The organism is Endozoicomonas arenosclerae (genome assembly GCF_001562015.1).
Classification (GTDB): Bacteria; Pseudomonadota; Gammaproteobacteria; order Pseudomonadales; family Endozoicomonadaceae; genus Endozoicomonas_A; species Endozoicomonas_A arenosclerae.
In genome coordinates, this window is sequence record NZ_LASA01000125.1 from 1 (window position 1) to 12,937 (window position 12,937).

Annotated in this window: 9 protein-coding genes; 6 read left to right on the forward strand and 3 right to left on the reverse strand. The window is 47.7% G+C overall.

Annotated features, from left to right (window positions below):
* The 6 genes from WG89_RS19945 to WG89_RS19970 all read left to right on the forward strand — a co-directional run.
* Positions 1–201 (forward strand): hypothetical protein (locus tag WG89_RS19945; RefSeq protein ID WP_062260213.1); only part of this gene is annotated, 201 nt, incomplete at its 5' end.
* Positions 202–369: 168 nt separating this feature from the next.
* Positions 370–1,788 carry a deoxyribodipyrimidine photo-lyase gene (phrB, locus tag WG89_RS19950; protein ID WP_062269135.1) on the forward strand — a complete coding sequence of 473 codons (1,419 nt, stop codon included), beginning with the start codon at positions 370–372 and terminating at the stop codon, positions 1,786–1,788.
* A gap of 68 nt (positions 1,789–1,856) precedes the next feature.
* Positions 1,857–2,831, forward strand: coding sequence for a YbgA family protein (locus tag WG89_RS19955; RefSeq protein ID WP_062269118.1), 975 nt, complete (start codon positions 1,857–1,859; stop codon positions 2,829–2,831).
* A gap of 110 nt (positions 2,832–2,941) precedes the next feature.
* On the forward strand, positions 2,942–4,348 hold the full coding sequence (locus WG89_RS19960; protein ID WP_153301710.1) for an efflux transporter outer membrane subunit: 1,407 nt from the start codon (positions 2,942–2,944) through the stop codon (positions 4,346–4,348).
* Position 4,349: 1 nt separating this feature from the next.
* The gene (locus WG89_RS19965) at positions 4,350–5,546 is read left to right on the forward strand and encodes an efflux RND transporter periplasmic adaptor subunit (protein WP_062269122.1); all 1,197 of its coding nucleotides are present in this window, start codon (positions 4,350–4,352) and stop codon (positions 5,544–5,546) included.
* Positions 5,543–8,686 carry an efflux RND transporter permease subunit gene (locus tag WG89_RS19970; RefSeq protein WP_062269125.1) on the forward strand — a complete coding sequence of 1,048 codons (3,144 nt, stop codon included), beginning with the start codon at positions 5,543–5,545 and terminating at the stop codon, positions 8,684–8,686. The genes WG89_RS19965 and WG89_RS19970 overlap by 4 nt, the downstream gene beginning before the upstream one ends.
* A 50-nt stretch (positions 8,687–8,736) precedes the next feature.
* Here the strand turns inward: WG89_RS19970 and WG89_RS19975 are convergent, their stop codons facing one another.
* The 3 genes from WG89_RS19975 to WG89_RS19990 form a co-directional block, all read right to left on the reverse strand.
* Complete coding sequence (locus WG89_RS19975; protein WP_062269127.1) at positions 8,737–8,985, reverse strand: type II toxin-antitoxin system Phd/YefM family antitoxin; 249 nt, start codon at positions 8,983–8,985, stop codon at positions 8,737–8,739.
* A 295-nt stretch (positions 8,986–9,280) separates the two neighbouring features.
* The gene (locus WG89_RS19985; protein ID WP_062269131.1) at positions 9,281–9,805 is read right to left on the reverse strand and encodes a hypothetical protein; all 525 of its coding nucleotides are present in this window, start codon (positions 9,803–9,805) and stop codon (positions 9,281–9,283) included.
* A 399-nt stretch (positions 9,806–10,204) separates the two neighbouring features.
* On the reverse strand, positions 10,205–12,673 hold the full coding sequence (locus WG89_RS19990) for an RHS repeat-associated core domain-containing protein (protein WP_062269133.1): 2,469 nt from the start codon (positions 12,671–12,673) through the stop codon (positions 10,205–10,207).
* Positions 12,674–12,937 lie beyond the last annotated feature (264 nt).

The following is a 12,937-nucleotide window of genomic DNA, read 5'->3' on the forward strand; positions in this document are numbered from 1 at the left end:
TACCGCTATGAAAACATGATGACCCCTTACGAAAAGTTCCTGTCACTGAAGGAACCAGAACAGTACCTGAAAGAAGGGATTACACTGGACCAACTAAAGGACAAAGCGGAAGCCATGACCGATAATGAAGCGGCCAGAAAGCTGCAACAAGCCAGAGAAATCCTGTTTCAATTAGTTCATGAGCGACAAGCCGAGGGTTAGGTAGTAGTACCTGCCTTCAGGCTCATTTCAGGATTGGAAAATACTGCCTGTTCACAGCTAGAAAACTTACAGTTATTTATTTTTCTCATACTTTCTCGTCATGATCCATTTCCCGTCAGGAACCGTATAGGATTTAAAAATCCCAAAATAAAACCCAAGGGTCAGCTTGTGAGTAGAAAACTGGTCTGGTTCAGAAGTGACTTAAGAGTCAAAGACAACCCTGCCCTGTTCCATGCCGCTTCAGATCATGAAGTGATAGCCGTTTTCTGCCTGTGTCCAAATCAATGGCAAGAGCACAATGACAGTCCAAATAAACTCTGGTTCTGGATGAGGAATCTTGAGCACCTTGAAAGCTCTCTGAACGCTCTGAATATTCCATTGGTTATCACTCATGCAGATCGCTTTGAAAATTGTGCTGATCAGCTGCTGTCCCTGGCTCAAAAGCTGAAATGTGAAGGCATCAGCTTCAACAATGAACATGGTCTTAATGAAGAGCTGCGTGACCAGACCGTTGAAAGACTTTTCACTGAGCATCAGCTTCAATGTCAGCGCCACACTGATCAGACACTCATTACCCCAGGTGAACTGCTCAATGGTAAAGGCGAGTTTTTCAGGGTATTCACTCCTTTTAAAAAGGCACTTTACAGAACCATTGACCCCCAACAGCTGCAGCCGCTGCCTGCCCCTGAGATGCAGAATCCAATAACACTTCCAGAAGTGGCTCGGGATGATTACCAAAACCTGTTCACACCTGCAGATGGACTTATAAACCTATGGCCTGCGGGTGAAGAAGAAGCAGGTAAGCGACTTAAAGCCTTTATAGAATCCCATGCCACAGACTACAAAAAGCTCAGGGACTTCCTAGATAGTGATGCCACAAGCACTCTATCTCCCTACCTGGTATCGGGCGTCATATCCCTGCGACAGTGTTTTTATGCCGCGCTGTGTGCCAATGATGGGGAGATGGATACTGGCAATGATGGTCTGCAGTACTGGATGAGTGAGCTCATCTGGCGAGAGTTTTACAAACATATCCTGCATGGTTTCCCCAGGCTCTCCAGAGGCAGAGCTTTTGTCCTGGAAACCGAGCGCCTTCCCTGGTCACATGACAAACAAGCATTCAACGCCTGGTGCTCAGGTGAAACCGGATTTCCACTGGTGGATGCCGCCATAAAGCAGCTGGTGAACACAGGCTGGATGCACAACCGCCTGAGAATGGTTACAGCCATGTTTCTGAGCAAGAACCTGATGATTGACTGGCGACTGGGTGAAGCCTTCTTCATGCGGCACCTGATTGACGGTGACCTTTCTGCCAACAATGGTGGCTGGCAATGGTCTGCCAGCACCGGGACCGACGCAGCACCCTACTTCCGTATGTTTAACCCGGTCAGCCAGTCCGAGAAATTTGACTCTGATGGCCAGTTCATTCGCCACTGGCTTCCTCAACTGAGAGAACTGAGTAACAAGGAGGTTCACGCCCCCTGGCAACACAACATCCATGAAATCGACTACCCGACCGCGATTGTCGACCCCAAATCATCCAGAGAAAAAGTACTCTCCGCTTTCAAAGCCTTGAAGCATTCTTGAGTGAAACCCAAACAGACATGCTGAGATCAATTACATTGAAAGTAGAGGGATTAAAAAGGAAGTGTTGAATGGCTATTGTCTCAATTCCAGAACCTGAAAAAGACATCACACTGGGCATCAGCGCCTGCCTCATGGGTCAGAAAGTCCGCTACGATGGTGGGCACAAACGCTCTTCATTCTGTATGAACACCCTGAGTCAGTACTTTCATTTTGAACCCTTCTGTCCTGAAGTGGCTATTGGACTGGGGACTCCCCGCGAACCCATTCGTCTGGTTGGGGATATCAAAGAGGTGCGGGTTGTGGGAACCGACCATCCTGAAATAGACGTTACTGATCAATTGACAGATTACGGCTACCAGAAAGCCAGAGAATTGACAGATATCAGTGGCTATATCCTGATGCAGAAATCCCCGAGCTGCGGCATGGAAAGGGTGAAGGTCTACCATGAGAATGGCTCGCCTTCCGGAATCAGCTCTCCGGGGGCCTATGCCAAAGCCCTGCAAGAAGCCAAACCATTGCTACCTATAGAAGAAGAGGGCCGCCTTCACGACCCTGTTTTGCGAGAAAATTTCTTTACCCGGGTTTATGCCTATCACCGCTGGCACAATGAGGTGCTCAAGAACCCCAGCCATGCAGCCGTGGTTCATTTTCACACCATTCACAAATACATGATCATGGCTCACAACCCCAGTGATTATGCAGCACTGGGAAGACTCGTTGCCGAAGGTGGCAAGATGGCCCTGGAACCCTTTCTGGACAAGTACTTTGAAGAGTTCATGAATACCCTGAAAAAAAGAGCAAACAAAAAATCTCACACCAATACCATGCTGCACATTCTGGGTTATGTGAAGAAAAGCGTGGACACCAAAGAGCGAAACCAGTTCCTCAAACTGGTAGAAGAGTATCGACAGGGAATCGTTCCATTAGTGGCCCCTATGACCATGCTTCGCCACTTCATTGAAAACAATGGCAACGAATACATACAGGAACAGACTTACCTTCATCCACACCCTGATCAGCTTGGGCTCAGGAATCAGATATAGGAAATCAGAAGACCTGATACAATTTGCGACAAATTCCTGAAACCCTGACAAAGGTTCAGGCCTTCACCTCCCTACAATAGCGGTTGACTCAAACTACTCGTTGTTCAACCATGAAATACCCACGTTACCTGGCATTGGGAAGTTTAATTTTCCTGATGGCAGGTTGTGCAACACACAACAGCATTTCACCACCAACAGCTTCATTGCCTGAGACTTTTTCCCAGTCAGGTGCAGAAGCGCAATCGAACCTCTGGTGGCAAAGTTTCGATGACCCCCAGCTTAATAGCCTCATAGACAAAGCTCTGACAGATAACTTCAGTCTGAAAGCCGCAACAGATCGGCTGCGTCAGGCAGAGGCTGTGGCAAAACAGTCAGGCGCATCGACCGTTCCCAGTCTTGAAGCCACCTTCGACGGCAGTCATACCCACCAGTCTTCCGGAAATGTTGATCAGTTTCAGATAGGCCTGATGGCGAGCTATGAAATAGATCTCTGGTCACGTCTGGCCGCCAGCGAAGTGTCTGCAGAGTTTGACTTTATGGCCAGTCGAGAAGAACTCGAAACTGCTGCTATAACATTGTCGTCTGAAGTGGCCAGTAGCTGGTACGAGCTGGTGACCCAGGAGTCACTCATCAAGCTGTACGATCAACAGATTGAAAACCTTACCAACCAGCTGTCAGTGATTGAGCTGCGATACCGTTATGGACAAACACAGGCAGAGGACCTGCTTCAGCAGAAACAATTACTGGAAAATCTGAATGCCAAAAAGCTGGCTGCTCAAAGCCAGAAACAGTTGATTACTCAACAACTGGCCCTGTTAACCGGCGTTACAGATCTCCCTGCGTTGTATATCCCGGAAGCTCCCGAATTGTCTCCCCTGCCTTCAACAGGTTTACCCGCTGAGTTGCTGAATCGACGCCCTGACCTGAAACAGGCCTGGTTCAATGTCCAGAGCCAGAGTCAGCAGCTCATTGTTGCCGAGGCAGACCGCTTGCCTCAACTCAGTCTGACAGCCTCTCTGTTATCAAGCAGTGCTGACTTTTCTTCTCTGATGAATGACTGGGCCAGCAACCTTGCCGCCGGCATCGTAGCGCCACTGTTTGATGGAGGAATGCGTAAAGCAGAAGTTGAGCGTCAGGAAGCAGCCTTGAGCGAATCCCTGAATACTTACTCTCAAACCGTTCTGGAAGCCTTCTCGGAAGTAGAGTCTGCGCTCACGCAGGAGCAATCGGAACAGCAACAGCTGCAGAGCATCAATAAACAATTGTCGTTAGCTTTGAAAACCGAGCAGATCAAACTGACTCGTTACCAGAATGGCGACAGTACCTTTCTTGAAGTGTTAACCGCTCAAAACAGCCGACTGGACCTTGAACAACAGAAGCTGATTAGCCGAGGCAACCTGTTGGCTGAACGAATTCAGTTACACAGGTCACTGGCAGGTGATCTGAACGCAGAAAAACTCACCCGCAAGGGCAGCACCGCCAGCACAGAAACAGATAAGGCTCAGGTCAATAACTGATATGAATATGAATCCATCAACCCAACACCTGAAAAAGCTTGCCGTGCCTTTGCTGATTCTTGCCATCTCCGGCACCGCAGCATGGCAGCTGATGGCGACCTCCCCTAAAGCCAGTCGAGCTGAGCCCGAGAAAAAAGCTCGTCTGGTCGACACCATCACTGTAGAACAGCAAGCCGTCAATATCCGTGTCAGCGGCCTCGGCACTGTTATCCCCAGTCAGATCGTCACACTTTATCCTGAAGTGAATGGGCAGGTGGAGAATATCCTGAAAGGATTGCGGCCTGGCTCCAGTGTTAGAGAAGGTGACCTGCTTGTCGCTCTGGATCAGGATGAGTATCAAATACTGGTTCGGGAACAACAGGCAACTGTAGCCCAGGCTATGTCGGAGCTGAAGCTGGAGCAGGGACAACAGAACATTGCCCGACAGGAATACGAACTGACCGGCAACAAACTGTCCCCCGAGGAAGAAGCTCTGGTTCTCCGTCAGCCTCAACTGGAAGCAGCAAAAGCCACACTGAATCAAGCTCAGGCCAACCTGGATCAGGCTGAATTGAATTTAAGCCGTACTCAAATCAAAGCCCCTTTCAATGGCCAGATCATCAGCAATACGGTTTACCCAGGCAGTCAAATCACTACCAGTACAGCAATGATGGAACTGATCTCTACGAACAGTTTCTGGATAGAGCTGGAGATTCCCGTTGAACAGCTGAAATGGCTTGAGTTCGCCAACGAAGATCATAAGGGCAGTGCCGTTGAGATTACCAGTCCACAATGGGGTAAAGACAGCCGTCAGGGTGAACTGATCTCTGTTTCACCCGAGCTAAACGACGGGTCACGCATGGCTAAAGTCATCATTGAGATCAAAGACCCTCTGGCTCGGCTGGACGTAAATCAGGGCAAACCACCCATTCTGGTCAATGATCTGCTTCGCGCCGAAATCACGGGCAAGAAAGTCAACGATGCCATTGTCATTCCTGATGAACTGATCAGAAACAGCGATCAGGTCTGGGTGCTAAGCCAGGATGACACACTCGAAATCCGAACACTGATGCCTGTTTATCGAGATTCAGACAAAGCCATTCTTCTGTCAGGCTTAAATGACGGGGATCAACTGGTCAGTTCATCACTCACGACGCCCGTCAACGGCTTACCCCTGCGAACCGCAGAAAAACCTCTGGTAGCAGGTAAACAGCCATGAGCGAAAAGAAAGCCATGAGTCAGCCTACCTTGAACGATAAAAAAGGCGCTATTGCCTGGATGGCCCGTGACAAGGTCACCCCTAACCTGTTGATGTTGTTCCTGATTATTGGCGGCCTGTTTGTCACCTGGGGCATCAAAAAGGAAATCATGCCCGAGTTTAATCTTGATCGGGTTCAGGTCATCGTCAGTTATTCAGGCGCCACACCCGAAGAGATTGACCTGGGTATAGTGCTACCCGTTGAAAATGCTATTCGGGGCATTGAAGGCATTGATGAGATCAATTCCACTTCGGCCTCCGGGGAAGCCAATATCTCGGTCAGCGTCATTGAAGGGTTTGATGCCAATCAACTGCTTCAGGAAATTGATCAGGCTGTAAACCGGCTCACCACGCTTCCAGAAGAATCTGAAAAGCCTCAGATCTCTCTGCAAAGCCGGAAACGTGACGTCATGGAAATGATGATCTACGGCGATGTTGATAAGCAGGTACTGAGAACCGTTGCAGAACATGTTCGAGACAGTTTGCTGCTGGACCCGGGTTTAACCCAGGTAGAACTTGATCTGGAGCCTGCCCATGAAGTTCAGATCAGTATTGATCAGGATCAATTGCAGCGTTATGGACTGACTCTGGATGAAGTTTCAGAGGCCATCAGTAAACACGCATTTGATCAGACTTCCGGTGAGATTACCGCTACTGGTGGTGACATTAGCGTCCGTGTGCAGGAACGTCGAGAGCAGGCCGATGCCTTCCGCGATATCCCGGTTAAAACCCTGTCCAGTGGTAACACTCTGAAACTGAGTGATATTGCCAGCCTGACCAATGGTTTGGACGACGATGGCATGGAAGCAAGATATAACGGCCAACTGGCCGCTGGACTGACGGTGTACCGAATTGGTGACCAAACCCCAATGGGGGTGTCGGATACGGTCAGGAACCTCTTGCCTGAAATTCAGGCCGATTTACCGCCCGGGGTGAGCATTGATATCACTGACGATGACTCCCTGAACTTTAAAAACCAGATGAACCTGTTGTTGAAGAATGCCTTTCTGGGGCTTCTGCTGGTACTGATTCTTCTAAGCATTTTCCTGGAATATCGTCTGGCGTTCTGGGTAACCATGGGTATTCCCACTTCATTCCTGGGCGCAATGCTGCTATTGCCGGGCATGGATGTATCCATCAACATCGTCTCCATGTTTGCCTTTATTATTGCCCTGGGCATAGTGGTGGACGATGCCATTATTGCCGGAGAAAATATTTATCACCGTCGCCAGGAAGGGATGAGCTTTTCCAAAGCTGCGATTCTTGGTGCAAAGGATGTAGCGGTTCCACTGACCTTCAGTATCCTGACCAACATGATCGCCTTCCTCCCGATTCTCACACTGCCGGGCATGCTGGGGAAACTGCAACAGGCTACACCTTTAGTGGTGATCAGCGTCTTTGCTATTTCCTGGATTGAAGCCCTGTTTATCCTTCCTGCTCACCTCGGTCAGAGTAAAAACAAGCCCAAGGGAAAAGCAGGCCAATGGATGGACAGCGTTCAGCAACGTGTAGATAAAAGACTAAAGTCTTTTATTAATACGAAATATCAGCCCTTGCTGGGCCGAGTTCTTGATCGTAAATACCTTTCACTGTCCATTGCTCTGGCCATTGTCGTATTGGTGGGGGCATGGCAGGCCAGTGGCCGGTTGGGTTTCTATCTGATGCCCAGAACGGATGCCAACTTTGTCAGAGTCACAGCAACTCTTCCCTATGGCAGCCCGGAGAGCAAAATCAGGGATACTCTGACAACCATTGAGACCGGTGCTAAAAAAGTGGCCGAAGAAAATGGTGGCGAGGCACTGGTCAGTGGCTTTGCTTCCATGATCGAAAACGATGTTATTGAAGTATCTCTGAACCTGACTGCGCCTGACGTTCGCCCTATCAGCACCAGTGAAGTTGCCAACCTCTGGCGAGAAGCGAATGGTGAGCTGCCCGGACTCCTCAGTATCAGCTACAACACCTCTGGTCATGGCCCTGGCGGTGATCCTGCATTGACCGTTGAGCTGAGCCATACCGATACAGAAGTCCTGCGACAAGCCAGCGAAACACTCTCCCAGCAACTGGGTCAATTTGCAGGTGTCGCCGATATTTCCAGCAGTTTTTCCAGCGGCAATCCTCAACTTGATATCCGTATCAGCCAAGAGGGTATGGCCCTGGGATTAACGGCGGAGGATATTTCACGACAACTTCGCAGCGCCTTGTTCGGAGTCACCGCCATCAAACAGCAGGAAGGTAGAAATGAAGTATCTGTGAAGGTTCAGCTGAGTGAAGAACTGAGGCAAAGTGAGGCCGATCTGCTCAACATGATGATCCGCACTTCGGATGGCAGCTACGTTCCCCTGACCCGTGTGGCCACAATTGAAAACAGCATTGCTCCTTCTAGCGTTACCCGACGTGATGGCAGCAGAACCGTTGATATCACCGCTGAAGTCAACCCCAGAGGCTCAACACCACAAATTATCAGCTCTCTGCAAAAGAATGTATTTGAGCACCTGGAGGCTCAGTACCCGGGACTGCAGATTGATCTGGGGGGCGACCAGAAACGAGCTGCAGAGAGTATGAGTGCGCTGCTGAAGTCGAGCTTGCTGGCTATGCTTCTGATCTATGCCCTGCTGGCGATTCCATTCCAGAGCTTCACGCAACCATTACTGGTCATGGCCGCGATTCCATTTGGGTTAGTAGGTGCATTCCTGGGGCATATGATGCTGGGCTATACCCTGAGCATGATCAGTTTCCTGGGAGTCATTGCTCTTTGCGGTGTCGTAGTGAACGACAGCCTCATGCTATTGACTACCTACAACAAGCACAGAGCAGAAGGGAAAGACTGGAGAGAAGCCATCACTCAGGCAGCCACCCGAAGGTTCAGACCCATCATCCTGACGACACTGACCACCTTTGGCGGACTGGCTCCAATGATTTTCGAAACTTCCAGAGAAGCTCAGATGATCATCCCCATGGCAATCTCCCTGGGCTTCGGGATTCTTTTCGCTACGTTCATCACTCTGGGCATTATCCCCTGCCTGATCGGCGCAGGGCATGATCTTAAAAGCTGGTTTCAGAGATGGAGAGCTAAAGAGTCTGAGTTAAGTTTAACCACTTGATACCCTATAGGCCGCTGGATAGTGGCGGCCTATAATAATCCAGTCCAGACTCAAATGTTATCAAGAGAAACCGGCACTGACTCTTCAGCTTCTCTGTCTTGAGCGTATCCCCGCAGCTCCATATCCTCAATGTAATCCATCATGGCTTCAAATGTTTTGGCAGGCACACAGTAAAATACCGCCTTTTCCCCGTTGATCACCGCAAACGGAAGGCCTTTAGCTCTCTCTACAACGTTCATGGGATTGGTTTTGAATTCAGAAATCCTAACCATCATCTCTGAGTGAATCTGGGGAGCCATAAAGTTACTCCAGCATTAAGAAAACCAAATAATAGACTTATTTTGCTAGTTTCAAACGGCTGATACGCAAGCACTTGTCGATGCGGTAGAACTCCTAGACTCGAAGTGTCAAGAGATGTATGGGCGGAGAATTGAGCAGTTGCTCAGCTATATGGAAGAGACCGGGGGATGTTGAGACGTTCAGGCAGAAGCTGACTGAGATGATGGAAGCACCGCCTGCTGATCAGGCGGTGGAGACAGTGCGGAATGCTTCGTTTTTTGCGAGAGTTCTAGGAGCTATCCCTTCAGATAAAAATTAGCCAAGTATATTACAGCTTTTTAGACTAGAAACCCTTGCCACCACAAATGGGGAATGTTGAGGATCTATAACATTGGCCACTTGTGAACATTCTAAAGCACTTAATAAACTGGAATTCGAAAACAATTTTCCTGATCGCTCCGAAAAGTAGCTATTGTGTAAAATCGAAAAAAAACCATTAAAATCACAAACATCAAAGCCAAGGGATTTGAACTGAGCTAAATCCAGTTTAGTTTGACTGCTCATATATCCATGTTGTGCATCATATAACTTTACGATTTCTACAGGAAGTTCGATAGCTACCAGATCACATTCTGAGCTTTTATTAATATAATCTGAAACCCTATGGAGCAATGTTTCACTATCAACCTTCAAAAGCTGATACTCATTCTCATCGAGATTTAAATCTAATTTTAAGTTTTCATAAATTCTATCACTTTGTTCCCATCCAGTATCATCTACATTAAATGGCCCATTCCAAGGCCAAACCCTCACATCAAAACCAACACAAACAAATTGCATTTTTATATCCCTACACTGATGTGCCCCTTGTTAAGTAATAACAGCTATACCCCAGTGGTAAAAGTGCTAAAGTGATTACAGGAACCTGTACTAAGTAGCTAACAATCAGAACAAAGACTAACATAAGTAAGAAGGTTGTTATGACTCCGATGTAAACTAGCCTTTCATATTTTAAAAGAGCCAATATAAGTAGAATTGTAATCATTAAAGAGAATAGTAACGGGGAGAATACCGATAAAAGCGTATTCAATCCGAATTGCTTCCAATCGCTTGCCAAATAGTCAAAAACTGTATTTTGTGACAAATCCATCGATAAGATATATGGAAAAATTGAAGTCCCAATTACCCATACAATCGCCACAACTAGATTGATATTTACAGCTACCAAAGTATTCATAATCATTGACATTGTTTTTTATTTAAACACGCAGCAGACTCTCCTACTACACCAGTCGCTGTACCAATCGGATCACTACTCATTCCCATTCCACGCGCTATTACTTCTGTAACACTGGCAGTACATTGTATGTGTAATGCCCGATCTGGATGGTCTAATTTTTTATGATTTGGATATTTTTCTGTACAGGATTCCAGTCCTTTAAAGTAGCAATAAAACCCCACCCCTACAGCAACAGGTGGAATCAAAGCCCCAACGCCAAACTCGCCTGTTGGATCATTGAATCTTAAGGGGTTTTGAAGTGCATAGCCATAAAGATGGTTAAGTCTATCTCCATCACTTATATGAATAGGCACTCCAAGCCTTGCAGTTAAAACCCTTTGAGGGTCACTGAAGTCTAGTAACACTCCTCGGGAATCAGCCTGCATGTACCGTCCACTACTGGGATCATAGTCTCTAAAATAGTTCTGGTGCAACTGGGTTTCAACATCAAAATACTGCCCTGCAAAACGCAGGTTGAAGGTTGTAGTGTTTCCGTCACCGTCCACATCTTCATTCAGGCTGGGCAGGCCAAAGGGGGTGTCGGTGTTGCTCCAGACAGTCTGGCTATTAGTGTTGGTTAACAGTTGGGGTGTATTCAGGTGATCGTTATGAATGCTATAAATCTGGTCACCACTGTCCTGTGCTTCGATATATGCTAGGGGCGCACCGTAGAGGTAGACATATTCACGGGTTACCTTGCCTGTGCTTTGGTCGATCTCTGCCAGTAATTGACCTTCCGAGCTGTATAGGTACACCGTCGTGTTTCCGCTGACGATCTTTTTGACCCGTTGTCCCTGGGCGTTGTATACATACTCCGCCAGAGTGATGGCTGCTTCACCTGAAATCTGTTGGGTGACTTTGGTCAAACGATTGTTGTGGCTGTACTCGAAGTTCAGCTGTTTCTGGCCTTCGGTTTTCTGGATGATGTTACCGTTAGTATCGTACTGGTAGCTAATACTGCTAGTGCTCAGAAGACGGTTACTGTCGCTGGCGTAGTTCAGGGTCTGGGTATCAATGCCGCTGACTTTCTGGGTCCGGTTTCCCACCGGATCATAGTCGTAGTCCTGATCACCGTAAGCTCCACTGGCGGTATCCAGTCGATCCAGTTTGTCGTAAGCCAGAGTCTGGCTTTGATTACTGTCTTGATGATCGTTGATCTGGGTGATGTTGCCGTTAAGGTCAAAGTCATAGCCAAGATCCATTAAGACATTGTCACCCTGTCCCAAGGTCAGCCGGGTCAGACGATAATCCGAGTCGTAGATTCGAGTCTGCTTCAGACCATTGTGGAGTGTCATTTTTGTTAAAGGGCCAAACGGTTTGTATTCCAGTCTCTTTGCTAGCTTAATGCGAGTTTGATGTTCTTCTTTTTTGACAGAAGCCCAAATCACTTTCGATACTTGTCCCAGATCATCGTAACGAAACAGGGCCCTGCGTTCGCTAGGGTAAGTAATCGACCTCACCTGTCCGATACGGTTATAGGCATACTTCAATAAATAAGTTTTGCCACCAATAGTGTATTGCTGTTGGGTCATGTCTCCTTTGAAGTTATAGCGTAGAGCCTGAACACCCGTAACATCCTCAATGCGGGTTAAGCGGCCAACTCCTTTCCTGGTCTCATCATAACCATACCTGACATTTAACTCAGGCTGGTTTGGATAGCTAATATCTATTAGCCGGTTCAAGGCATCGTAACGGTATTGGCTCACCACACCTTTGGCATCTGTTTTCTGGATCATGTTACCGGCAGCGTCGTAATCAAACTGCCTCAATCCTGCATCAGGACTGTTGATGATTTTCATGTTACCGAACGAACTGTATTTGTACTCTGTCTTCAAGCTTCGCTGATCTGTTACCGCCGTCAACTGGTTTTGGGCGTTATAGGCTTGATCAACTGAGGAATTGTCGGGACTGACCTGCTGTTTCAGTCGATTGAGAGCATCAAATGTCTGGACTGTTTGATTACCCTTACCGTCAGTCAGTACTGTTGGGTTACTGTTTAGATCGTATTGATAGGATGCTGAGATAGTCCCATCCCCACGTATTTGCTCTAATAAACGACTCATTTCGTCGAAAGTCCTAGAGCTACTGCGAACGATAGAATTTTGGCTATCTCTGACAGTTACACTGACCTGATTTCCCTCTGCGTCATAGTGATACTCAATTCGTTGGCCACGATTGTTAATGACTAAGACCAGGCGCCGGGCATCATCGTACTCAAAGTCCAAATAACTTTGGTCAGGCAGGTTAATCCGAGTGACCTGTCCAATTTCATCGTAGTCGTATGAGGTAACAATATTTCGGGTCGTTTTTCCCTTGGGATGCTGAACCGTAGATGATAATAACCAACCTCTGGGGTGATACTCGAGATCCGTGACAATTCCTCTTGGATCGATAATCCGACCTGCCAGACCAAGTCCACTATAGTTCAAAAACTGAGTAGTCTGTCCCAATAGTCTCTTCCAATATGAAATGAGCCTGAAGAAGGGGCTGGTTTCTAACATGAAATGAGCCGACTTCAGCACTGTCGTTCATGATGAGGATATGAAAATCATCATGAACACCCATTTCATCAAAACCCTGGAGGATGTAAGAAGCCTCCTTTCACAAGCAGACTGTCTGGAGCCCGGCTGGGACTCCAAGGACGAATGTTACCGTTGGATTGAGCTAACCCTCAGCCACTTCAAATACCGTTC

Bases quoted from the DNA above. Each gene is read 5' to 3' on its own strand.
- WG89_RS19955 (WP_062269118.1), top strand. From the start codon at position 1,857: ATGGCTATTGTCTCAATTCCAGAACCTGAAAAAGACATCACACTGGGC.
- WG89_RS19960 (WP_153301710.1), top strand. From the start codon at position 2,942: ATGAAATACCCACGTTACCTGGCATTGGGAAGTTTAATTTTCCTGATG.
- WG89_RS19965 (WP_062269122.1), top strand. From the start codon at position 4,350: ATGAATATGAATCCATCAACCCAACACCTGAAAAAGCTTGCCGTGCCT.
- WG89_RS19970 (WP_062269125.1), top strand. From the start codon at position 5,543: ATGAGCGAAAAGAAAGCCATGAGTCAGCCTACCTTGAACGATAAAAAA.
- WG89_RS19975 (WP_062269127.1), bottom strand. From the start codon at position 8,985: ATGGCTCCCCAGATTCACTCAGAGATGATGGTTAGGATTTCTGAATTC.
- WG89_RS19985 (WP_062269131.1), bottom strand. From the start codon at position 9,805: ATGCAATTTGTTTGTGTTGGTTTTGATGTGAGGGTTTGGCCTTGGAAT.